The sequence below is a fragment of the Streptacidiphilus sp. MAP12-20 genome, from assembly GCF_041262525.1.
GTDB lineage: Bacteria > Actinomycetota > Actinomycetes > Streptomycetales > Streptomycetaceae > Streptacidiphilus.
In genome coordinates, this window is record NZ_JBGCCK010000010.1 from 72,864 (window position 1) to 95,235 (window position 22,372).

Here is a 22,372-nt window from a genome sequence, read left to right on the forward strand (position 1 = left end):
GAGATGAGCCGCAGCGACCACGACGCCACCGCGACCGGCCGTGAGGAAAGACAGGCCACTGGGGGGCTGCTGACCGCACCCCTGACCGCCTCTTCCGCGGTCCACCAGATCGACGACCGAACCGGGAGTCGCCGTCCGCTGCTGTCACGGTCGGCTGGACTCCTGGTTGCCAGCGCGGTCGCGGTGTGTGTCATGGTCACGGTCACACATCTCGTGCTGCTCTTCCTCTATGTCGCGCCGACAAACACGATCTCCACACAGTACGAGCAGCAGATCAACGCCTGGATCTACCCCTACTTCGAGCAGAACTGGCGCCTCTTCGCGCCGGACCCTCAGTCAGCCCAGCAACAGGTCTCCGCACGCACGGCCCGTACAGCTCCTGACGGATCCACACAGGTCAGCGACTGGGTCGACCTGACCGCCGTGGACGACGCCGCGATCAAACACGACCCCTTCCCCAGCCACACCTCACAGAACATGCTGCGCCGAGCGTGGAGCGCCTACCTCGAATCGCACGGCGACAGCGACACGTCGCACTCCGAGCGCGCCCGCATGCTCCAGGAGTACCTGCTCAACATCGCCGCCCAACGCCTCGCCGCCCGTGGCGACCGGACCTTCGACGCCGTCCAGTTGCGCGTCATCACCACCTCGATCGGTCCGGCTCCAGCCCAGGTCTCCGGCACCCGTCCCGCTCAAACCCCGTCCAACACCAGGTACCTCCCGTGGTGGCAAGTGAGGTCTCGTGATCACTGACCGGACATCCCACGCCGAAGCCCGCCATGACGGTCAGCCATCGATCGCCCCCTACCCCGCGCAGAGCCGCCCCGACCCCGTCACCAGGGCGTTCGTCTTCCTGACCGAACGGGCCGTCTCGCTCCACGCAGCGGCCCTGCTGCGCATCGGGTACGGACTGCTCTACCTCACGTTCCTGCTCCGCGAGTTCCCCCACCGCGACGAGATCTGGGGACCAGACTCTCCCTGGACTCCGGATCTGGCCCGCGAGCTGTCCCACCAGAACGGCTGGTTCAGCCTGCTCACCCTCTCCGACGACAGGGCGTACTTCGAGGCCTGCTACATCCTGGCGCTGCTCACGTCGACCGTGTTCATGCTGGGCTGGCACACCAGAGTGGCATCCGTTCTGTTCGCCCTCGTGGTGACCTCTTTCCACGGCCGCGCCGTCTTCATGACGGACGGCGGGGACAACCTGATCGTGCTGATGGCCATCTACCTGACGTTCACGGCCTGTGGCCGTCGCTGGTCTCTGGACGCCCTCAGGCGACGGCTCCGTGAGTCCGCCCCTGGTCGGCCGGGTCCCGAGTCGACCGACCCCAGGTCGGGGCCATCCTGGCAGCAGGCGAAGATGCTCCGGTCGCAGCTGACCGCGCTGGTGCACAACTGCGGCATGTTCGTGATCGCGGCGCAGGTGTGCATCCTCTACGGAGCCGCCGGCCTGTACAAAGTGCAAGGAGGCATGTGGCGGGACGGCACCGCACTCCACTACGTGCTCAATCTCGACCTGTTCCAGCCCTGGCCCACGCTCTCGCACCTCGCCGACGCCCACGACCTCCTGATCGCAATCGCCGGCTACGTCACCGTCCTGGTCCAGGTGGCGTTTCCCTTCGCCCTGTTCAGCAGGCTCAAATACGTCCTCCTCGGCCTGCTGATCGGCATGCACGCCGGGATCGCCGTCCTGCTCGGGCTGCCGGTGTTCTCCGGCGCGATGATCGTCGCTGACGCGGTATTCCTTCCCGATCACGCCCTTCTCCGCTTTGCCTGTGTCGGGCGACGCGCGATTCAGCGCCACCTGACAGCCCGCGAACGCAGGGACCTGCCCCGACCCCGAACGGTGACCGAACCGCCACGAACCCCCTGACCCGCGAGGAGACGAGTGGCGGCTGCACCGGGCCCGAGGAGAGATCAGGAGCAGGGCTGCTCCGCGGTCGTCCCCCGGAGATCGAACATTCCCGGGTGCCCGGGGACGGGCCGGAAAGCGCCTCTGAACGGTGCGAGGCTCTGGTTCGCCGCCCCTGTGTCGATCAGATCCACCGCAGGTGGTGCGGACTTCTCCATGGGGCAGGTGACCTTCTCCGGCTCCGGCTCCAGCAACTCGCCGATCGCGCAGCCGAGCACGACACAGATGATGTCCAGCTCCTCCAACTTGAGCGATACCGGCTGTCCGGTCCAGAGATTGGACATCTTCCCCACGGAGATCACCAAGCCGTGTTCAGCCAGGCGACGTCGCAATTCCGCCTGCCACACGTCCTGGTTGACGGCGAGCGCCCGGAGGTTCCATTTCATCCGGCCGATCCGCCCTCGCACCCAAAAGCCGCAGGCCAATTCGCGGCACTCACCCGTCCGCCGCTCACTGGAACCCCATTTCTCGCTGTCGTCCCACCACCCAAGCATCCATAAGCAACAACGATTCTGACGGGCCAAAGACATGCAGGGGCTGTACCCGGCGGCGGTTGCAATGGGGCAGGCTGATCGGGCGGAGCCCCGCGCGGGCCGCATGACCGAGCGGTGGCTGTGGCGCGCCTGCGATGTGGAGCCTCGATCCGTGCCTGCGACTCGGAGGCGACGGCCGGGAACGCCGGCAGTGGGGAGGCGGCAACTTGGCGGCTGCCCGGGCCTCCTGGAGCGTGGTCGGCGACGGGCGGAGGCGCTTCGCTGTCTGAGCCCTGCGCAGACGCTCCTCCTGCGCGACGGCGGCGCGAGGGGCTGGGTGGCTGAGGCGTCTGCCGAGGACCGGAGGACGGGCGCTACGGCGGTGTGATTGCGTAGGTCTCCTCCTCGAAGGGTTCGGCCGACCGGCCGCAGCGGAGGTCTGGCCTCCACTCGCCCAGCAGTACGACCGCCGGAACGTGGACGGTGGCCGGCGCCACACTGATGACCGTCGTGCCGGGCATGGTTGACTCTCTCCTCCGGTGGTCGAGGGTTCGTGGGCGCGACCGGGTTCCGTTCATGACGTGCCGGTGGCGGGTCAGACGGCCATTCCTCAGCAGCAGAGGCGGACACATGGGCTGAGGAAACCTTGGCCGGCGGGTTCCCGGACGGCGCGACCGGGGGGACCGCACCAGGTACCGGTGCGTGGTCGTCGGTGAGCAGCCCGCTGCGGAGCAGTCCCAGGGCGCGGGACAGCAGGCGGGAGATCTGCATCTGGGAGAGACCCAGCTCGGCGGCGATCTGGGACTGGGTGAGCTCCTGGCCGAAGCGCAGGGACAGGATGATCCGGTCGCGCTCCGGCAGAGCGGCGAGCAGCGGTTTCAGGGACTCGCGGTTCACAACGCTCTCCAGGGCGGCGGCATCCGCACGCCAGGTGCGGTCGCCCATGGCGCTGTGGGCGGCAGACTCCTCCTCGACGGTGTCCAGTGAACCGGCCGTGTAGGCGTTGCTCGCGCGCAGTCCCTCGATCACCTCGCTCTCAGGCAGTCCGAGGAATCCGGCGAGTTCCGGGGTGGTGGGGGCGCGGTTGAGCGACTGTGTGAGTTCGTCGGACGCCTTGGCCAGTGTGAGGCGCAGCTCCTGGAGCCGGCGCGGGACGTGGACGGCCCAGCTGGTGTCCCTGATGAACCGTTTGATCTCGCCGGTGATGGTGGGGATGGCGAAGGTCGGGAACGCCACCCGGCGGTCCGGGTCGAAGCGGTTGACGGCCTTGATCAGGCCGATGGTTCCGGACTGGATGATGTCCTCCATCGGCTCGCTGCGGCCGCGGAACCGGGCGGCGACGAACTTGACCAAGGTGAGGTTGAGTTCGACCAGGCTGTTGCGCACGCAGGTGCGCTCCGGCGAGCCCTCCTCGAGGTCGTGCAGCCGGGCGAACAGCACGACGGAGGCGGCACGGGCGTCCCGGGCTCCGCCGCCGGCGGGCGGTTTCACCTGCTCAGGCCGCGCCCAGGACCGCGCGCGTGGTCCGGCTTCGGTAAGTGTCATCACGTCAGCGAGTTCCGCGGTGGTCACCGAGCACCGCCCGACACGGTGGACATCACCGAGACGAGTTGGTGCATGCCCTCGTACCGCGTCGAGGGCGGCGGTGAGAGCGTGGTGGCGACCAGGTCGTCGGGCAGTGCGAGGAGCAGGCAGCCCGCGCCGGCGAAGGCGAGGAACCGCGTCAGCATGGGACTGGGCGAATGAAGGCGCAGGGATCCGCCGAGCATCGCGGTGTGTTGCGAGGCCGTGAGCAGAACGTTCAGGCCCCGGAAGTCGCAGAAGGTGACCGCACTCGCGTCGATGTCGATGGTGCGGATGCCGTCGCGCAGGCACGTATCCAGCGCTTCTCCCAGCAGATGGGCGGATTCGAGGTCGATCTCCCCGATCGGGGTGATCAGGGCCTGGTTCGTCGTGTCGCGCCGACAGATGCCGAGTGTCTCTGGGCTGAGCATGATCGCCTCAGTTCACCGGGCCGTCCGGGGCAGCGGCTTGCGCGAGTGCCGGCATCCCCGCACCTGCGGGGACGCCCCGGGGGACGGTCGTACTTCCGGGTGTAGGGCGAATGGCCGATCAAAAGCCCGTGGCATCAAGGTTATGATCCGGCTGGTTCCCCTCGGGGATGCCCAGGACGACCGAACGAATGGTCCGCCCCCCGCAGGCACCTGTGCCAAGCAGCAGCGCGCCGTCGGGGTCTGGGACACTCGCCAGCATAGCCCCGCGCGGACGGCGGGGACAGGTCATCCATCAGCCCATGGAGCACCGGTCGTCTCAGGCAGCCCGCACGTTGTCCTTGTCGCTGCGCTGCCTTCTCGTGACGGGCTTCTGCTCATCTCCGTCGTGCCGATCCACGGCGTCCGCGTTCAGGGTTGGCGGAGCCGGGCCGGGGCAGGCGCGGATCGACAAGTACGGTTCAGGGACGCTGCGTTCGAAGTGCCGCCGGTAAGTCACACCCGAAAGGAATGACCATGAGCATTGGTCAGAAGATCAGTAATACGAAGCAGGTACTCAAAGGTCGCCTCAAGGAAGGCTTCGGGCGCGCCACCGGCAACCGGCGCGTGCGGACAGAGGGCAGGACCGACCGCGTCGTGGGGAACCTGAAGCAGTCCGGACAGAAGGCCAAGGACGCGTTCAGGCGCTGAGCAGCCACCCACTCGCTCGGGTGGATGGATATGTCCACAGGCATGGCCGTTGTGATCCTGATCGTGGCCGTTATCGGCATCACCGCGCTCACTCTTGCGGCGAGAGCGCAGCAGACGCGCAGGCTCCGCACGTCGTCGTCCAGGACCTTGACGAACTCATCGCCCGATGACAGGTGACCATGAGGTCGGGGAAGGGACTACGCCCCGAGGATGCGGAGCCGCTCCTCGGTGATCACCCCGAGGGCAAAGCCGTCATCGTTGACAACGGGCCAGGCGCTCAGATCGCGCGCCTTCATGACGGCAGCCGCGGCGGCCGCGGACATGTCGGCGCGGGCGAACGGGCCGCCATCGTGTTCGATATCGCGCAGCCGGGAATGCTGGCCGTACCAGGGCTGCGACAGATAGCCGGCGAGCTGGTCACGGGTGACCAGACCAACGCATCTGCCATCGTCGCCGCGAATGAGCAAGTGGTCGATGTGGGCACTGTGCAGGATGGACAGCGCCTTGTCCACGGCCGTGTGGTCGCTGACCTGCAGATCGGCCGGAATCATCACCTCGGCGGCGACGGGGTCGTGCATCGCCGCGGTACCTGTGGGAACCATGGCTCTCTTCCCTTCGTAACAATGATCATTCCCCGACCTCGCGGGTTCAACCCCCAAGGCGTGACCTCAGCGCCCGAAGCGGCCCCGACGGCCGGCATCCTGCGCTCGGCTGGATCGCGGAATCCAAGCGACGGCAGCAGGGGCGTGGGACCGTACTGTCCGCGGTGGTCGCCGCTGAAGGCTGTCCCTGCGGTCCCGCCGCTCCACGGCGCGTGTCCCGACCAGAACCGCACCGGAGTACGTTGGAAGCGTCGAGGGTATTTCGCAGGCGACAGTCACGGTCGCGTCGTCCTCGGGGAACGGCAGCACCGGGCGGGTGACCGCCTGGGGTCAGGCTCCGCATCATGGCCACCGACATCGCCCCTCAGCGCCCCGCCCCGGCCGAACCGACCGCGACAGCGGCTCGCGGGCTACCGCTGCGCCTGAGCGTCACCCCGGACGGAGAACGCTGCCGCCTCGACGGCGCCTGGTGGCCCCACTCACGCGACCTGAAGCAGGAGCTGCCTCCCCTGGTCGCGGAGCTCGACGTCCGCTGGGGCCGCATCACCCACGCCACAGTCAACCGGCATCTGTGGCCGACTATCCCGGGCCGGGTCCGGACCGGGGTGCACACGCTGCGCCTGGGATGGTTCGACGCCGAGCAGGACCCGTACGAGATCAGCCTGTTCTCCTACCAGGTGGGCCGCTGGGACCTGCTCGTGGTGCCTCCCGAAACCGACCCGGACGAAGCCGCCCGACTGATGGCGGCCGCGTCCGGCGCCGGGAACCGGCAGAGCGCCGGCGCTCTGCTCGACCCGGACTCCACCAGCCGTTGGGGATCGAAGCGCTGGGATGCGACCGCGCCCAGGGACTGGCACGGCGAGACTGCCACGGTCTTCGCCGCGCCGTAGCAGGCCCGGCCAGGGTCCTGCCAGGTCGCCGGCGTGGAGCATGCAGCTCGGTCCATCCAGCCCACCGGTCACCGGCCGGGAAATCGTACCCAGGCTGACACCGCGCTCCCCCAGGCCGAGAGCTGCCGGAGTTCCCCCGCGAAGGAGTCGGAACCGATGACGACGACCACCCGCACCGCCCCCGCACTCGCGCCCGACCAGGTGAACCGGATGGACGCGTACTGGCGAGCCGCCAACTACCTGTCGGTGGGCCAGCTCTACCTCTATGACAATCCGTTGCTGAAACGGCCGCTGGAACTGTCCGACGTCAAGCCACTGGTGGTGGGGCACTGGGGTACGACCCCGGGCCAGAACTTCATCTACGTCCACCTGAACCGGGTCATCACCGAGTACGACCTGAACATGTTCTACGTCGCCGGCCCCGGCCACGGCGGACCCGCGCTGGTCGGGAACACCTATCTGGAGGGCTCCTACAGCGAGATCTACCCGGACGTCAGCCAGGACGAGGCCGGGATGAAGAAGCTGTTCACCCAGTTCTCCTTTCCCGGCGGCATCTCCAGCCATGTCGCACCGACCACCCCCGGCTCGATCCACGAAGGAGGCGAACTGGGCTACTCGCTCAGCCACTCCTTCGGCGCCGCCTTCGACAACCCCGACCTGGTCGTCGCCTGCGTGGTCGGCGACGGCGAGGCCGAGACCGGGCCGCTGGCCACCGCCTGGCACTCCACCAAGTTCCTCAACCCGGTCAGCGACGGCGCGGTTCTGCCGATCCTGCACCTGAACGGCTACAAGATCAGCAACCCGACCGTCCTGGCCCGGATCCCGGACGGGGAACTGGAGCAGTTCCTGACCGGCTGCGGCTGGGAACCCCACCTGGTGGCCGGCGACGACCCCATGGCGATGCACCAGCTCATGGCGACCGCCCTGGACCGCGCCGTCGAGCGGATCAAGGAGATCCAGGCCCACGCCCGCACCACTGGTGACACCACCCGGCCGCGCTGGCCCATGATCGTCCTACGCTCGCCCAAGGGCTGGACCGGCCCCAGGTTCGTCGACGGCCTGCCCATCGAGGCCACCTTCCGCTCCCACCAGGTGCCGCTGCTGGTGGACGCCGAACACCCCACCCACCTGGCCCAGCTGGAGAACTGGATGCGCAGCTACCGGCCGCAGGAGCTGTTCGACGCGGACGGCCGGTTGATGCCGGAACTGGCGGAGCTGGCTCCCAAGGGCGACCGCCGGATGGGCGCGAACCCGCACACCAACGGCGGCCGGCTGCTGCGGGACCTGCGGATGCCGGACTTCCGCGCCCACGCCGTCGAGGTGTCCGAGCCCGGCGCGGTCCAGGCGCAGGACACCCTCGTCCTCGGAGGTTTCCTGCGGGACGTGATCGCCCGCAACGCGCAGCAGCGGAACTTCCGTCTCTTCGGCCCCGACGAGACCCTGTCCAACTTCCTCGGTGCGGTCTTCGACGTGACGGCCCGACAGTGGGAGGGCCGGACCGAGGCGGGGGACGAGTTCCTGGCGCCCGACGGGCGGGTTCTGGACTCGATGCTGAGCGAGCACCAGTGCGAAGGCTGGCTTGAGGGCTACCTCCTGACTGGCCGTCACGGCTTGTTCAACTGCTACGAGGCGTTCATCCACATCGTCGACTCGATGTTCAACCAGCACGCCAAGTGGCTGAAGGTCACCAAGGGCCTGCCCTGGCGCCGCGACATCGCCTCGCTGAACTACCTCCTCACCTCCCACGTCTGGCAGCAGGACCACAACGGCTTCACGCACCAGGACCCGGGCTTCCTGGACCACGTCGTCAACAAGAAGGCCGACGTGGTGCGGGTCTACCTGCCACCGGACGCCAACTGCCTGCTCTCGGTCATGGACCACTGCCTGCGCAGCCGCCACTACGTCAACGTCGTGGTGGCGGGAAAGCGCGCGATGCCGCAGTGGCTGACCGTGGAAGCCGCCGCCGTGCACTGCACGCAGGGCGTCGGCATCTGGCAGTGGGCGAGCAACGACCAGGGCGGCGAACCCGATGTGGTGCTGGGCTGCTGCGGCGACACCCCGACTCTGGAGGTCCTCGCGGCGGTCACCATCCTGCGCGAACACCTGCCCGAGGTGAGGGTTCGCGTGGTCAACGTGGTGGACCTGATGAAGCTGGAACCCGACACCGAGCACCCGCACGGCCTCAGCGACGCGGACTACGACTCGCTCTTCACGCGGGACAAGCACATCGTCTTCGCCTTCCACGGCTACCCGTGGCTGATCCACCGGCTCACCTACCGCCGGACCAACCACAACCTGCACGTGCGCGGCTACACCGAGGAAGGCACGATCACCACGGCCTTCGACGTCCGGGTGCAGAACCGCCTGGACCGCTTCCACCTGGTCCAGGACGTCATCGACCGGCTGCCGCAGCTCGGAGCCAAGGGCGACTACCTCAAACAGATCATGCAGGACAGACTCGTCGAGCACAGCCGGTACATCGCCAGGCACGGCCAGGACCTCCCGGAGATCAGGGACTGGACCTGGGCCGGCACCCCCTGACGGCAGCCGGTCCAGCGCCACCCGGTCGTGGGACGCCGCCGCCTCAGCCTGCACCTCATCCGCTCCGCGTACGCCCCGGCGGAGCGCACTGCCCGCGCGCAGCCGAACCGATCGACAGCGATCGGAACCAGAGGTGGGAATACGGCGCTACTCTGGGTGGAGAGACACCTTTCCCGGAGAGCGATCCATTCCCCTCGTGCGAATTGCGCCCCTCTTGGGCGGTGTCGTCCGGCTGCCCTTGACCCTGGCTGCGTCGCGTTCACGACGGCCAGGAGTGCCGGTGTCCAGTCACAAGCAGACAGCGTCGACGTCACTCCCCCGCGTGTCGGCCACGCAGTCGGTCTACAACGGCAGCGAGCCCTTTCCTCGCACAGAGTCCGCGCCTGATCTTCGTCCGCAGGGCTGGCAGGTGGCAGCAACCGCCGCGATCGTGGCCTTCCCATTTCTCGCGGTCCTCCTGGCGGGCTGGGTCCTGTGGGGGCAGCTGATCGGTCCCGTGGACGTGGCGCTCGCCGTCATGCTCTACGCCGTCACCTGTCTGGGCGTCACCGTGGGATTCCATCGCTGTCTGACCCACCACAGCTTCACCGCCACCCGCACCCTGCGGATCGTGCTCGCGGTGACCGGATCGATGACCTTCCAGGGCGACGTGATCAGCTGGGTCGCCACACACCGGCGCCACCACGACTTCACCGACCGCCCCGGTGACCCGCACTCCCCCTTCCGCTACGGCACCACACTGCGCGGCCAACTCCGCGGCCTGACCCACGCCCACGTCGGCTGGCTGTTCACCAGCGACCTCACCCCGGCGGACCGCTACGCGCCCGACCTGGTCGCCGACCGTGACATGCGCAGGGTCTCCGCCGCTTTCCCTGCGCTGTGCGTCCTGTCGCTCGCGCTGCCCCTCGGCCTGGGGTGGGCGATCGGCGGCACACTCCACGACGCTCTCACGGCCCTGATCTGGGCGGGACTGGTGCGCGTGGCCGCGCTGCAGCACGTGACGTGGAGCGTGAACTCGCTGTGCCACATGATCGGCGAGCGCCCGTTCCGTACCCGCCGCCACGACCGCGCCACCAACCTGTGGCCGCTGGCTCTGCTCTCCTTCGGCGAAAGCTGGCACAACCTGCACCACGCCGACCCCACCTGCGCCCGCCACGGCGTCGACCGCCGACAGATCGACCTGAGCGCCGCCGTCATCCACCTGTTCGAACGCGCCGGCTGGGCCACCGATGCCCACTGGCCCAGCCCCGCCCGCGTGGAAGGCCACCGCCTGTGAACACCACCACCGCCCTCGCGGGCGCCCCACGAACATGGACGTCGGACGTCAGACGCCTGATCCACCGTTGCGTCGGCCGGTCACGCAGGGATGCCCTGACGCCGGTCGTGTACGGACTCAGCATCCTCCGGCGCGGCCCCTCGCTCGCGTTGTCCGGAGAGATCGACCTGGCCTCGGTGCCCCTGCTGCGCCACACGGTCGGCCAGATCCTGAGCAGAGGCGACCGCACCATCGCCTGCGACCTGACCGCCGTCACCTTCTGCGACATCAGCGGCGTCAACGCGTTCCTCGAAGCCTCGCGGCGCGCCACCGCGGCGGGAGGCAGCCTCCAGCTCACCCACGTCAGCCCGAAACTGACTCGACTCCTCACCCTGACCGGAACCTCCGCCCTCCTGCTCCCCCACGCACCCACCCCGACCCCCAGGCCTGCGAACGGAGGCCTCCAGCTCCGGCCTCCGGGGGCTCGGCGGTGAGCGGTGATCAGTGACCGCATGGTCGCCGTCCTGCGCGAGTTGCAGCTCGACGATCAGTCCGACGCAGTCGCCGACATCACCGCGGCCGGCGCACTGGCACTCGGCATGGACGGCCTCGCCGTGTCCCTGGTGACCGCCGCGGACCTCACCGAACTCCTGTGGTGCTCATCCGAGACCACCCGCCGATTCGAGGACCTGCAGTTCACCCTCGGGGAAGGACCCGGCCCCGACGCGGTGTCCACCGGGGTGATGATGCTGGTGCCGGACCTGGTCCGCGTACGTCACGACCGCTGGCCCGCGCTCACCATGGAGGCCCCCGACCTGGACGCCCGCGCGGTGTTCTGCTTTCCCATGGGAATAGGCGCGATCCGCGCCGGTGTCCTGACCGCCGTTCGCAGGACCCCCGGACCCCTCACCGACCAGCAGATCGGCGACGCCCAGACTCTCGCGTCCGCCCTGACCGCCCGATTCCTGGGCAGCAAGGAGCCGCGCCTGGACGGCCCCACCCCCGTGGACTCCCCCCACGCCTTGCAGCATGCTGTCGTGCATCAGGCCACCGGCATGGTCAGCGTCCAACTCGCCCTGCCCCTGCCCCAGGCGCTGCTGCGGCTCCGCGCCCACGCTTACAGCAGTGGCCGCTCCATCACCGACGTATCCAAGGACATCGTGACCCGGCGGCTCCGCCTGGACGACAACGGCAACGGCAACGGCACCTCCACACCCGTCGCAGACAAGGACTGATCGCCATGACCCGCGAACAGCAGCTCACCAAAGTCTTCGTGGAGGTCGCCGACTCCCTGATCGACGACTTCGACCTGATCGACTTCCTCCAGCAGCTCTCCGTTCGCTGCATGGAACTCCTGGACGTGGCGGCCGTCGGCGTCCTGCTGGCCGACCAGCACGACATCCTTCAGGTCCTGGCCGCCTCGGACGAACACACGCGCCTGCTCGAGCTCTTCGCTCTCCAGCACGACCAGGGCCCCTGCGTCGAGTGCTACCGAAGCGGCCTGCCGCACACCAACATCGACCTCGACGACCCACAAGCCGCCACGCGATGGCCGCAGTTCACGCCCGCCGCGCGCACATCAGGCTTCGTGTCCGCCAACGCCATCCCGCTGCGCCTGCGCGGCCGCGTCATCGGCGTCCTGGGCCTGTTCCGCGCCGCCCCCACCCCCCTGGGCGCCGAGGACGTCGCCCTCGCGCAGGCCCTGGCAGACCTGGCGACCATCGCCATCCTGCAGCAGCGCACCCTGGCGCACAGCGAACTCGAGCGCGGCCAGCTCCAGTCCGCGCTCACCACCCGCATCGTCCTGGAACAGGTCAAGGGCATCCTCGCGGAACGCTGGCAGATCACCACGGACGAGGCATTCGCCGCCTTCCGCGTCTACGCCCGCGCCAACCGACAGAAGATGTCCCAACTGGCCCGCGAGATCGCCGACGGCACCTTCGACACCACCCTCATCCCGCACCCGGCCAAGTCCACACCGCAGCCCTGACCGCCTCAACGCGAGGAGCACGTCGGCGGGTCCGAGGCACGAAGAGAGCCGACCCAGGAGCCCAGGAGGCCGCAGATGGAAGCGGCGGACCAAAAGGAGGAGACCGCGATCGCGCGCCTGCGTGAGCGGATGCAGCACCGGTACGGGCGGAGGGTGGCGCCCGGTGATGTGGATCAGGTGTTGGCGATCGCGCGACGCCGCTTCGAGGGAAGCCCTGTACGAACGTACGTTCCCATCTTGATGGAACGCAGCGTGCGCGCCGAGCTCGACCGGCGGCTTCGGGGCAGCGGCGGGAGCGGGAGCGGCGGAGGGTAGGGCAGGACTGCGTCCTCCATGGCCGCTTCGAAGCGGGATTGAGGGGACGGAAGGCCGAACCCGTAGTCGCCCCCGCCGTTTTCCGCGGCCGGTTCGGGGCAGGCGCGAAGCATGGGTGCTCTTCTGCGCATCGTCCGATTGGCCGCATACCTCGCGGCGCTCCTGCTGGTCGTCTGGATCTTGCTCTTCCTGTTCGACGCCAGCACCGGGAACTCAATCGTCCATCTACTCCAACAGGCCGCCGACTGGCTCGCCGGCTGGACTCGCGGCATCTTCGGTTCCGTCACGAACAGCAAGCTGCACGCGGTCGTGGTCTTCGGCCTGCCGGCCCTGGTCTACGCCGCCGTCGGCGGCGCGATCGGCAAGTTGGGAAGCCGTTCGTGAGCGACTGCCCCCTGCGCCGGCCCGGGCTCGCGCTCGTACGCGCCGGGCGCGGCTCCGGAGGTCCCGGCCCTGCGGGAACCCGCCGGTCGGCTCCGTCCGCTGAGCAATTCTGTACAGCGCAAATGCCCGCCGGCACACGCGGGAGTACGTTGGGATGGGACCCCAGAGTTGCTGGTACCGGTGTCTCGCCGTCCGCCTCTGGATGCCTGCGAAGGGAGACGCCGTGATCGAGGCAGCGGATCTACGCGAGTGGCGGTCACACGATGTGATCGATCCGGACGGGCGCAAGATCGGCACGCTGGAGGCGGTCTACGTGGACACCAGCAGCGACGAGCCGGCCATGGCCACGGTGCAGGTCGGCCTGCCCACGCGACATCGGCTGGTGTTCGTCCCTCTCGACGACGTGATCGTCGGCCCCGGCTACGTCCGGGTGAACTACAGCAGGTCCCTGGTGAAGGACTGCCCTGCGATCGGCACCGACGACGTGCTGCCGGCCTCCGGTGAGGAAGCGATCTTCAAGCACTACGGTCTGACCTACCAACCCGGTGCCGGCGGCGAGCGGCAGCTCGCCCGCCGCTGACCACCTCGCCCTCGGAGGCGACACCATGGCGCTGTTCCTCCTCGTAGTCATCCTCGCGATCGTTCTGGGCATCATCGGGGCCGTCGCCAAGGGACTGGTCTTCCTGCTGGTCATCGGCTGCGTCCTGTTGGTCGCCGACCTCGCCTTCGCCGGCGTCCGCTGGTCCGGACGTCGGGCCCGACGCCCGCAACGGTGAGGTGCGCGACCGCGCCTTGCGCGCGTCACGGGCACGCGCTGTTCGGCGGGGCCTTCTTCGCGTCCGCACGCTGGACGCCGACGTAGCTGACGAGACGTCTCAGTGCCGGGAAGCGCTGGAGGCTGCCCACTACCGTCATGCGCAGGAGGCGAACTGACCTCCCGCCCAGCGGCTGCGGCAACGCGTGGCGGGTAGGCGCATCTCGATCGCGACGGCGCGAGGAGCAGAAGCTGTTCCGGGCACGCACCGCCGTCAGTCCGAGGCGTCGACGGGCAGGTGAACGACGCCGGAGTTGCACCACGCCATGAAGGGACGGAGCACATGATTCTCCTGGGATTGCTGCTACTCGGCGCCACCGGGGCCTTTGCCGGACTGCTGATCGCCGACAAGCTGCCGCGCGTTCGTGGTCCCTGCGAGGGCCGGTCTCGGGCGGCACAGGGCCTGTTCGGCCCTACTCCGCGGCGACGTGGGCGGAGCAGGCTCACGGTGAGGCCGAGAAGCGGTCTCGCGCCTCCCGGCCTTGCCCCTGCAGCGACGCAGTTCCAGGACCGATGCCCTTTCGGCGCGGTCCGTCCTCCGAGGGAGCGAACATGGCAGTCCTGATCACCATCCTCGTGGTGCTCGTCGTCCTGGTCCTGATCGGGCTGGCGATGGCGATCCGCGTCGTCCGGCAGTACGAGCAGGGCGTCCTGTTCCGCTTCGGCCGCCTGGTCGGTCCGCGCGCCGCCGGTCTCCGGTTCATCATCCCGCTGGTCGACGTCCTGCATCGGGTCTCGCTGCGGATCGTCACCATGCCGATCCAGTCCCAGGGCATCATCACCCGCGACAACGTCAGCGTCGACGTCTCCGCCGTGGCTTACTTCCGTGTCCAGGACGCGGTCAAGTCGGTCATCGCCATCGAGAACGTGAACGCCGCGATCAACCAGATCGCGCAGACCACCCTGCGCAAGGTCGTCGGCCAGCACACCCTGGACGAGACCCTGTCCGAGACCGACCGCATCAACCTGGACATCCGTCAGATCCTGGACGTCACCACCGCCGAGTGGGGCGTGCTGGTCACCCTGGTCGAGCTCAAGGACATCCAGCTGCCCGACACCATGAAGCGCGCGATGGCCCGCCAGGCCGAGGCCGAGCGGGAGAAGCGCGCCAAGATCATCAATGCCGAGGGAGAGTCCCTGGCCGCCGCCGCCCTGGGCGAGGCCTCCGACATGATGATGGCTCACCCGCTCGCCCTGCAGCTGCGCAACCTGCAGAGCCTGGTCGAGATCGGGGTCGACAAGAACACCACCGTCGTCTTCCCCGCACCGCTGATGAGCACCATCGGCGAACTCGGCGCCTTCCTCTCCCGCGAGGCGCTCGCAGCCAAAGCCGCCGCCACGGCGCCGACGCCGGCGCTCCCCCAGCACGCACCGACCGGGACCAGGTCCCTTCTCGTGCCGGCACCCAACGGCGCATCCGAGACCGTGTAGGCGCGAAGCGCGCAGTGACCCGCGGCGTCATCGCCGCGGGTCGATGCGCGTGCGCGGCTGTCAGGGAGACTCCGGCGGCACGGCTCGCGGCATCGACGGAGAGTCGGCCGACCCCTCCGGACGCTGGGTGCGGGCGTTGTGAGCAAGACCGCCGGGGCTGCCTGCCGCGCGGTTGCCCAGCGGAAGGAGCAGCGCCCGCCGGGCCGGCGCCCCGGACGGCCAGTGCGCCTCCCCGATCTCCTGCCACCCCGTGGACCGGAAGGCGGAGTACGACGTTCGGTCGGCCTCGTCCACCAGGGTGGCGGCGAATGAGGCCTCCTGCCCGGCCAGCAACTCCGCCTGCAACCGCTGGAAGAGACCCTGGTCGCGCGCATACGGATGCACTGTCACTTCCGTTATCGCGAACACATGGCCGGAAGCCGTCAACTGCTCCACAGTCCGCGGCAGTCCGCCGTCGAACCCCCGCCACCAGACGCCGTCCCGTCCCACCGGGAATCCGAAGGCACAGCCCACCAGCGTGTTCGACTCCGCTACCACCATGACGAAGCCGGGCTGCCGCACCGCTGCCGCCAAGCGCGTCAGGAACTCCTGCCGACCGGAATACTCTCCGCCGGCCGCGGTCTCCCACGACTCGACATGCAGGTCCGCCAGATCCTCACGCAGTTCCTCAGCCTGCCAACGACTCAGCCGACGCAGGATCACCCCGTCTGCGGCCCGCTCGCGCCCCGACGAACCCCCACCGGCCTCGGATCGGGCGGTCACCGGGCACCACCCGAGACGAGGCGGGCGCGAAGGGCGGGAGAGGCGACCAAGAAGGGATCGAACAGAGTGGTGGGCATGACGCCTCGGTTCCACAGCGCGTCCGGGAAGCTCCGGTTGCGATCACACATAGGTGAGGTCGAGGGGCTCCTCTGCGGCGCGCGTCGAGCAACTTTCGGCCCGCGCGCCTGGCAAGTTCCCTCCGGGACGAGCCCGTCGACCGGAGCGAACCATCCGGACGAGCGGGAATCGCCGTCACACAGCTGCGCCCGGTCGGGTCCGGGGCTTGCTCCAGTGTAGGTCGCCAGCCGGTGATCTGACGAGGAATCACCTCATTGCGGCGCGAGATCGGCCAGCCAGGACCGGGTATGGGCCGACGTGACCTCGACCTTCGGCACACCGTCGGTGCTCCTGGCCACCGCGCCGTGAGCAGCCACTGCTGTGGGCAGTCCGCCGTGTGACGCTCCATTCGCCGCCAGCTCACCTTCACTCCAGAAGGACGGCGCCGGGCGACAGCGCAGGAAGGATAACCTCCGAGTCCTTCCTGCTCGTGAGCCGTATACGCTCGGCCATCCCGAAATGTTGATCAGAGCCGCTGAGATTCCCCGCTGGCGGCCAGCTGATGGGGAGTCAACTGGCCGCCAATCGTGACGGAGAGTGGCCGAGATCGCCGGCGAGGAGGGCAGGTCGCGAGCGCAGCATGAAGCGGTCTTGCCCTTGAACATCGCAAGGGCAGCGGAGGGCCGGGGACGTCGCCCGGATCGCACTGCATCGGCAGTCGCTCGGCGTTCAATCCCGACGTCCGTCGGCCGGTGTCTTCAGCAGCCGCTCCAGTTCGTCCCCGGCCCCGTCGTAGCCGGCGTCCGAGATCCGTTGCAGCTCGCGCAGGTCGCCGGCTGCGACCGCACGTCGCGTAAGGAGAAACCCGGCGCGCATGCATCCCTCGTCCAGTAGCCCGCTCAGCTCCTCAAGGTCCCCGTCTGCATCGGCGAGGTCGGCCAGCCGGTCCCAGGCGGTCTCGTTGCCCTCGTCGGCGAGCTCGCGCAGGGTCTCCCGGTCGAAATTTCTGTCTGCCATGACGCCCATGGTGCGACCTTGCCCCTAGGGCAAGGTCAAGTGGGACGATGGCCAGGTGATCACCATTGGGCAGCTGGCCGGGTACATCGGAGTGTCGACGAAGACGATCCGCGTCTATCACGACAAGGGGCTGCTCCCCGAACCCGACCGCGACGCGTCCGGCTACCGGCGGTACGACGCGCGCGACGCCGTCGAGTTGATCAAGATCCGGACTCTCGCCGAGGCCGGAGTCCCACTGGCCCGCATCCGGGATCTGAGATCAGGGACCGACGACGAGTTCCAGACAGCGCTGCGCGAGATCGACCAAGAGCTCACCGCCCGCATCCGTGGCCTGCGGGCGACCCAGAAGCGCCTGCGCCAGCTCGCCACCGGGCGTCTGGAACCACTGCCCGCCGAGGTCAGCGCCTACCTGGACCACCTGACTTCCTTGGGATTCACGCCGCGATGGGTGGACCTGCAGCGCGACCTGTGGATCCTCGTGTTCGCCACCCACCCAGACCTCGCCGCCACGCTGTTCCATGACCAAGCCGAGACCGTCGCCGAGCCAGCACTCCGAAGGCTCTTCCTCGACTACGACTACGCGCACGACCTGGACGCCGACGATCCCCGCATCGACGACCTCGCCCGCCGAATCGTCGAGGCAACCAAGAAGCGCTACGGACCCGACGACCTTCCGGGGCAGGACGCCGAATCCGAGATTCCAGCCCTCGTCCAGGGCGCCGTCAATGCGTCGTCCCCGGCCTGGCAGCGCCTCGACACCCTCGTTCGCGCGCGACTGAACGTGTGACCCGGCGTGGACGGGCACGGCATCCCGGTGATCTGCGGAAGTCCGCGAGGGCATCCCAACTCTCAGGCGATGCGCCCCTGCAACAGATCATGAGCGAGTGATCCAGCTGTCCCGTGAACCTTCGCGCGGAGGTAGCGGAGGTTGTGCGGGGTGGCGTGGACGCCGGTGGGGACGCGGTCGCGGATCGGGACGCCGAGGTCGCGGAGCTGGGCGGCCTTGTCCGGGTTGTTAGAGAGGAGGTCCAGGGAGCCCACGCCGAGCGCGGTGAGCATCTGGGCGGCGGCGGTGTAGTCGCGGCCGTCCTCGGGGAGGCCGAGGGCGGCGTTGGCGGCGTAGGTGTCCAGGCCCTGCTCCTGGAGCGCGTAGGCGTCCAGCTTGTTGTAGAGGCCGATGCCCCGGCCCTCCTGGCGGAGGTAGAGCAGGTAGCCGCCACGGGCGGCGATGCGTTCGACGGCCTCGCGGAGCTGCGGGCCGCAGTCGCAGCGGGCCGAGCCGAAGACGTCGCCGGTCAGGCACTCGGAGTGGAGGCGGACCAGCGGGGTCTCGGCCGGGTCCGGGTCGCCCAGGACCACCGCGAGGTGCTCCAGGCCGTCGGCCAGACCGTGGAAGGTGGCGAGCTCGGCGTCGACGCTGTAGCCGTCGCCGAAACGCAACGGGACACGGACACGGGTGCGGACCGTCGCCTCGGGGATCTCGCTCATAGGGTGACTCCGCTCCAGTCAGTTCCAATTTGAACCAAGCAACGTGACCGACGCTACACCGTGTTTCAAATTTGAACAACAGGAGTAGAGTGGTGGATATGAGAGAACCCCGCTGGCTGGACGATCAGGAAAAGGCCGCCTGGCTCGCCTTCCTCAGTGCCACCAACCTGGTCAGCCGCCGCCTCGAGCAGCAGCTCAAGGACGACGCCGGGCTCTCCCACACCCAGTACGAGGTCCTCGTACAGCTCGCGGACGCCCCCGGCGGCGCCCTGCGGATGACCGAGCTGGCCGACCGCCTGGTCACCTCCAAGAGCGGGCTGACCTACCAGATCACCCAACTCGAACGGGCCGGTCTGGTATTCCGCCGCTCCTGTCCCAGCGACGTGCGCGGCGTCTTCGCCGAGATCACGGACCAGGGGTGGGAGGTGCTGCGCTTCGCCGCCCCCGGTCACGTCGAGGCGGTGCGCGAGGCGCTGATCGATGTGCTCACCCCCGAGCAGCTGACGCACATCGCCGAGGGGCTGGGGCAGGTGGCCGGGCGGCTGAGGTGCGGCAGGACGTCGGGCGGACCAAGCAGCGGGACCCAGTAGAGTTGATCGGGTTGACCTCTCGCTTCCGCACCACCCCACCCGCCCCCCTCACGAGACCAAGCAGGCGATGAACGCAGGACCCGACGTGATGACCGCCGCCGAGGCCCACCCCGGGATCGATCCGGACCGCCTGCAGCTGGTACTGGACGCCCTGGCCGAGCTGAACGAGCTCCCGCTGGACCACCCGCAGGCCATCGAGCTGCGGCGGGCCACGGCCGGCCTGTACCGCGAGGTCAAGCACCGCCGCCGGCAGGAGCGCCGGGCCGCGAAGACCGCCAACGACCGCGAGGTCACCGAGCGCACCGCGACCGGCGCAGCCGACCGGATCGACGACGAGACCCAGGGCCTGCAGCTGACCACCTCCGTGACCAGCGAGATCGCCGGGATACTGGAGCGGCCGCGCGCCTGCTACATCTGCAAGCAGCGTTTCGTCGAGGTCGACGCCTTCTACCACCAGCTCTGCCAGAGCTGCGCCCAGGAGAGCCGGTCCCGCCGCGATGCCCGTACCGACCTGACAGGTCGCCGCGCGCTGCTCACCGGCGGCCGCGCGAAGATCGGGATGTACATCGCGCTGCGGCTGCTGCGCGACGGCGCGCACACCACGATCACCACCCGCTTCCCCAACGACGCGATCCGTCGCTTCAAGGCGATGCCGGACAGCGCCGAGTGGCTGCACCGCCTCAACATCGTCGGCATCGACCTGCGCGACCCGTCCCAGGTCATCGCGCTGGCGGAGTCGGTCAGTGCGGCCGGACCGCTGGACATCCTGATCAACAACGCCGCGCAGACCGTGCGCCGCTCCCCCCGGGCCTACCAAGAGCTGATCGACGCCGAGGACGCGCCGCTGCCGGCCGGGGAGCTGCCCTCCTCGGTGACGCTGGGCCGCTTCGACCTGAGCCGCCAGCCGGTTCTGCCGGCCCAGGCCGGCAGCCCGCGGCGAGAGGCTCTGAGCGCGGAGGCGCTCACCGCGCTCGCGCTGACCAGCGGCTCGGCCGCGCCCGCGCTGATCGAGGCCGGTACGGCCATCGACGCGGGCGGGCTGGTGCCGGACCTGGACGCGTCCAACAGCTGGATCCAGCGGGTCGAGGAGGTGGACCCGATCGAGCTGCTGGAGGTCCAGCTCTGCAATGTGACCGCGCCGTTCATCCTGGTCAGCCGCCTGCGCGCGGCGATGGCCGCCTCCCCGGCCCGGCGCAAGTACGTGGTGAACGTCTCCGCGATGGAGGGCCAGTTCGGCCGCGGCTACAAGGGCCCCGGCCACCCGCACACGAACATGGCGAAGGCCGCCCTCAACATGCTCACCCGCACCAGCGCCCAGGAGATGCTGGACACGGACGGCATCCTGATGACGGCCGTCGACACCGGCTGGATCACCGACGAGCGCCCGCACCCCGACAAGATGCGGATGGCGGACGTGGGCTTCCACGCCCCGCTCGACCTGGTCGACGGCGCGGCGCGCGTCTACGACCCGGTCGTGCGTGGCGAGGCGGGCGAGGACCTGTTCGGCGTCTTCCTCAAGGACTACCGCCCGCACCCGTGGTGATCCGTCGTCAGCCCCTCGTCCCCGAAGAGCGAGGAGCCCGGGAGCGTCAGTCCTCGCGCTCCTGGGTGTCAGCGGCGACGAGGCGGCCCATCAGCTCGTAACGGTCCGGGTGCCTGGCCCGCATGTAGAGGGCCAGGCCGATGCCGGCCAGGAACACGGCGCCGACGATCGGCGGGATGAAGCGGAAGAAGAGAATCTTCGACGCCGCTCCTGCCGCCGTGTCCAGGTTGGTGACCAGCAGATAGATCGCCGCCAGCATGCCGAGCCCACCCAGCAGCGGCGCGGTGAAGGTGCGGAACCAGTGCCGTGACTCGGGGTGATTGCGGCGGAAGTAGGCGATCACCGAGAACGAGCAGAGCGTCTGCACCACCAGCAGCGCGAGCGTGCCGAGGATGGCCATCAGGGTGTAGAGGCTGATGTACGGGTCCTGGCCGGTCGCCCAGAACGAACCGATGATCACCAGGGCGATGCCGGTCTGGGTGAACGAAGCGACGTGCGGCGAGCCGTACTTGGGGTGGGTGCGGCCGAGCCCGCGGTGCAGGAAGCCCTCCCGGCCGATCGCGTAGAGGTAGCGCGAGGCGCACTGGTGGAAGGCCATGCCGCAGGCGAAGGCACTGGTGCACATCAGCCAGGAGAACGCGGACACGGCCCAGTGTCCGAGGTAGGTCTGCGCCGGGACGAGGAAGAGGTCGAGCGGGTTGCTGCCGTTGGCCGTCTTGACCGCGTCGGTGGGGCTCGTGGCGACCAGGGTCGTCCAGGTCACCAGGGTGTAGAGGATGCCGAGCGAGATCACGGCCAGCAGCGTCGCGCGCGGGATGATCCGCTTGGGGTTGCGGGACTCCTCCCCGTACATCGCCGTCGACTCGAAGCCGATCCAGGACCAGAAGCAGAAGAAGAGCCCGACGCCCGCGTTGGCGCCGGCGAAGGCCTTGGCCGGGTTCAGCGTGCCGATGTGCAGGCCGGTGGGGCCGCCGCCGTGGAAGAGCACCGCCCCGCCGAGCAGCAGCAGCATCACCACCTCACCGACCAGGAAGACCCCGAGCACGCGCGAGGCGAGGTGCAGGTCGAAGTAGGACAGCAGCGCGGTGACGCCGAGCATCGCCAGAGCGAAGACCTGCCAGTGCAGATGGATGTGGAACTGCGACTCGAAGGCCTGCTGCGCGAAGTAGGCGAAGATGCCGACGATGGACGCCTCGAAGACCACGTAGGCGAGCACCGCGAGCAGACCGGAGGCCATGCCGGCGACACGGCCCAGGCCGTGGGAGACGAAGCCGTAGAAGGCGCCGGCCGTGGTGATGTGACGGGCCATTGCAACGTAGCCGATGGTGAAGACGGTCAGCACGAGTGTCACGAAGACGAAAGCGGCGGGGGCGGCGGTGCCGCTGCCCATCCCGATGATGACGGGGAGGTTGCCGGTCATCGCCGTGATCGGCGCGGCGGTCGCCAGGGCCATGAAGATGACACCGACCAGACCGACGGATCCGGCCTTCAGTCGCTGCACTGGTGGGGAGGCGGATGGTGCGCTCTGCTCGCCCTTTTCGGCCACGGACATGGAGGCTCCTCGCTGAGTCGGGACCGGGATGGTCGGATCAGTGTCCGGCCAGGCGGGGACAGGCGGGAGCCTCAA

At 69.0% G+C, this 22,372-nt stretch carries 24 protein-coding genes and 1 pseudogene; 17 read left to right on the forward strand and 8 right to left on the reverse strand.

From position 1 onward, the window contains the following. Nucleotides 1–3 precede the first annotated feature (3 nt). Nucleotides 4–753, forward strand: coding sequence for a DUF5819 family protein (locus ABIA32_RS15620; RefSeq protein WP_370095301.1), 750 nt, complete (start codon nucleotides 4–6; stop codon nucleotides 751–753). 43 nt (nucleotides 754–796) lie between these two features. After that, on the forward strand, nucleotides 797–1,873 hold the full coding sequence (locus ABIA32_RS15625; RefSeq protein ID WP_370095713.1) for an HTTM domain-containing protein: 1,077 nt from the start codon (nucleotides 797–799) through the stop codon (nucleotides 1,871–1,873). 44 nt (nucleotides 1,874–1,917) lie between these two features. Here the strand turns inward: ABIA32_RS15625 and ABIA32_RS15630 are convergent, their stop codons facing one another. From ABIA32_RS15630 to ABIA32_RS15640, 3 genes and pseudogenes are all read right to left on the reverse strand, one after another. Continuing rightward, a complete protein-coding gene (locus ABIA32_RS15630) occupies nucleotides 1,918–2,511 on the reverse strand; it encodes a helix-turn-helix domain-containing protein (protein ID WP_370095716.1) in 594 nt (197 codons plus the stop codon). Between the two features lie 579 nt (nucleotides 2,512–3,090). Continuing rightward, nucleotides 3,091–3,930 (reverse strand): annotated as a pseudogene (locus tag ABIA32_RS15635) (SigB/SigF/SigG family RNA polymerase sigma factor); the annotation flags it as partial. 23 nt (nucleotides 3,931–3,953) lie between these two features. Next, nucleotides 3,954–4,379, reverse strand: a complete 426-nt coding sequence (locus ABIA32_RS15640) for an STAS domain-containing protein (protein ID WP_370095303.1) — start codon at nucleotides 4,377–4,379, stop codon at nucleotides 3,954–3,956. Between the two features lie 513 nt (nucleotides 4,380–4,892). Here ABIA32_RS15640 and ABIA32_RS15645 point away from each other — a divergent pair. Then, nucleotides 4,893–5,066 carry a CsbD family protein gene (locus tag ABIA32_RS15645; RefSeq protein ID WP_370095305.1) on the forward strand — a complete coding sequence of 58 codons (174 nt, stop codon included), beginning with the start codon at nucleotides 4,893–4,895 and terminating at the stop codon, nucleotides 5,064–5,066. A 197-nt stretch (nucleotides 5,067–5,263) separates the two neighbouring features. Here the strand turns inward: ABIA32_RS15645 and ABIA32_RS15650 are convergent, their stop codons facing one another. After that, nucleotides 5,264–5,644 carry a CBS domain-containing protein gene (locus ABIA32_RS15650; RefSeq protein WP_370095307.1) on the reverse strand — a complete coding sequence of 127 codons (381 nt, stop codon included), beginning with the start codon at nucleotides 5,642–5,644 and terminating at the stop codon, nucleotides 5,264–5,266. 368 nt (nucleotides 5,645–6,012) lie between these two features. On the opposite strand from ABIA32_RS15650, the gene ABIA32_RS15655 reads away from it, so the two are divergent. The 11 genes from ABIA32_RS15655 (at nucleotide 6,013) to ABIA32_RS15705 (ending at nucleotide 15,288) form a co-directional block, all read left to right on the forward strand. Further along, nucleotides 6,013–6,558, forward strand: a complete 546-nt coding sequence (locus tag ABIA32_RS15655) for a DUF5994 family protein (protein WP_370095309.1) — start codon at nucleotides 6,013–6,015, stop codon at nucleotides 6,556–6,558. A gap of 156 nt (nucleotides 6,559–6,714) precedes the next feature. Beyond that, nucleotides 6,715–9,099 carry a phosphoketolase gene (locus ABIA32_RS15660; RefSeq protein WP_370095311.1) on the forward strand — a complete coding sequence of 795 codons (2,385 nt, stop codon included), beginning with the start codon at nucleotides 6,715–6,717 and terminating at the stop codon, nucleotides 9,097–9,099. 322 nt (nucleotides 9,100–9,421) lie between these two features. Beyond that, nucleotides 9,422–10,375 (forward strand): acyl-CoA desaturase, encoded by a 954-nt coding sequence (locus tag ABIA32_RS15665; protein WP_370095719.1) that lies wholly within the window; start codon nucleotides 9,422–9,424, stop codon nucleotides 10,373–10,375. A 107-nt stretch (nucleotides 10,376–10,482) separates the two neighbouring features. Then, nucleotides 10,483–10,848, forward strand: coding sequence for an STAS domain-containing protein (locus tag ABIA32_RS15670; protein WP_370095313.1), 366 nt, complete (start codon nucleotides 10,483–10,485; stop codon nucleotides 10,846–10,848). 3 nt (nucleotides 10,849–10,851) lie between these two features. Continuing rightward, nucleotides 10,852–11,589, forward strand: a complete 738-nt coding sequence (locus tag ABIA32_RS15675; RefSeq protein WP_370095315.1) for a hypothetical protein — start codon at nucleotides 10,852–10,854, stop codon at nucleotides 11,587–11,589. Between the two features lie 5 nt (nucleotides 11,590–11,594). Next, a complete protein-coding gene (locus tag ABIA32_RS15680) occupies nucleotides 11,595–12,344 on the forward strand; it encodes a GAF domain-containing protein (RefSeq protein WP_370095317.1) in 750 nt (249 codons plus the stop codon). Nucleotides 12,345–12,419: 75 nt separating this feature from the next. Further along, nucleotides 12,420–12,659, forward strand: a complete 240-nt coding sequence (locus ABIA32_RS15685) for a three-helix bundle dimerization domain-containing protein (RefSeq protein WP_370095319.1) — start codon at nucleotides 12,420–12,422, stop codon at nucleotides 12,657–12,659. A gap of 111 nt (nucleotides 12,660–12,770) precedes the next feature. Continuing rightward, on the forward strand, nucleotides 12,771–13,043 hold the full coding sequence (locus tag ABIA32_RS15690; RefSeq protein WP_370095321.1) for a hypothetical protein: 273 nt from the start codon (nucleotides 12,771–12,773) through the stop codon (nucleotides 13,041–13,043). Between the two features lie 223 nt (nucleotides 13,044–13,266). After that, the gene (locus ABIA32_RS15695) at nucleotides 13,267–13,623 is read left to right on the forward strand and encodes a PRC-barrel domain-containing protein (protein WP_370095323.1); all 357 of its coding nucleotides are present in this window, start codon (nucleotides 13,267–13,269) and stop codon (nucleotides 13,621–13,623) included. A gap of 25 nt (nucleotides 13,624–13,648) precedes the next feature. Further along, nucleotides 13,649–13,819: a hypothetical protein gene (locus tag ABIA32_RS15700; RefSeq protein WP_370095325.1), complete on the forward strand. Its 171-nt coding sequence runs from the start codon at nucleotides 13,649–13,651 to the stop codon at nucleotides 13,817–13,819. Nucleotides 13,820–14,409: 590 nt separating this feature from the next. Continuing rightward, nucleotides 14,410–15,288, forward strand: a complete 879-nt coding sequence (locus ABIA32_RS15705) for a slipin family protein (protein WP_370095327.1) — start codon at nucleotides 14,410–14,412, stop codon at nucleotides 15,286–15,288. Nucleotides 15,289–15,348: 60 nt separating this feature from the next. Here ABIA32_RS15705 and ABIA32_RS15710 read toward each other — a convergent pair whose 3' ends face one another. Together ABIA32_RS15710 and ABIA32_RS15715 are read right to left on the reverse strand one after the other, a co-directional pair. Beyond that, nucleotides 15,349–15,990, reverse strand: coding sequence for a hypothetical protein (locus tag ABIA32_RS15710; protein WP_370095329.1), 642 nt, complete (start codon nucleotides 15,988–15,990; stop codon nucleotides 15,349–15,351). A gap of 846 nt (nucleotides 15,991–16,836) precedes the next feature. Next, nucleotides 16,837–17,124, reverse strand: a complete 288-nt coding sequence (locus tag ABIA32_RS15715) for a hypothetical protein (protein ID WP_370095331.1) — start codon at nucleotides 17,122–17,124, stop codon at nucleotides 16,837–16,839. A 55-nt stretch (nucleotides 17,125–17,179) separates the two neighbouring features. Between ABIA32_RS15715 and ABIA32_RS15720 the strand changes: the two genes are divergently transcribed. After that, the gene (locus ABIA32_RS15720; protein ID WP_370095333.1) at nucleotides 17,180–17,911 is read left to right on the forward strand and encodes a MerR family transcriptional regulator; all 732 of its coding nucleotides are present in this window, start codon (nucleotides 17,180–17,182) and stop codon (nucleotides 17,909–17,911) included. 62 nt (nucleotides 17,912–17,973) lie between these two features. Here the strand turns inward: ABIA32_RS15720 and ribA are convergent, their stop codons facing one another. Beyond that, on the reverse strand, nucleotides 17,974–18,612 hold the full coding sequence (ribA, locus tag ABIA32_RS15725; RefSeq protein WP_370095335.1) for a GTP cyclohydrolase II: 639 nt from the start codon (nucleotides 18,610–18,612) through the stop codon (nucleotides 17,974–17,976). Nucleotides 18,613–18,710: 98 nt separating this feature from the next. Here ribA and ABIA32_RS15730 point away from each other — a divergent pair, with 98 nt between their 5' ends. Further along, nucleotides 18,711–19,202: a MarR family winged helix-turn-helix transcriptional regulator gene (locus ABIA32_RS15730; RefSeq protein WP_370095337.1), complete on the forward strand. Its 492-nt coding sequence runs from the start codon at nucleotides 18,711–18,713 to the stop codon at nucleotides 19,200–19,202. 67 nt (nucleotides 19,203–19,269) lie between these two features. Beyond that, nucleotides 19,270–20,745, forward strand: coding sequence for an SDR family NAD(P)-dependent oxidoreductase (locus ABIA32_RS15735; RefSeq protein ID WP_370095339.1), 1,476 nt, complete (start codon nucleotides 19,270–19,272; stop codon nucleotides 20,743–20,745). Between the two features lie 46 nt (nucleotides 20,746–20,791). Here the strand turns inward: ABIA32_RS15735 and ABIA32_RS15740 are convergent, their stop codons facing one another. Then, nucleotides 20,792–22,297, reverse strand: coding sequence for an APC family permease (locus ABIA32_RS15740; RefSeq protein WP_370095341.1), 1,506 nt, complete (start codon nucleotides 22,295–22,297; stop codon nucleotides 20,792–20,794). Nucleotides 22,298–22,372 lie beyond the last annotated feature (75 nt).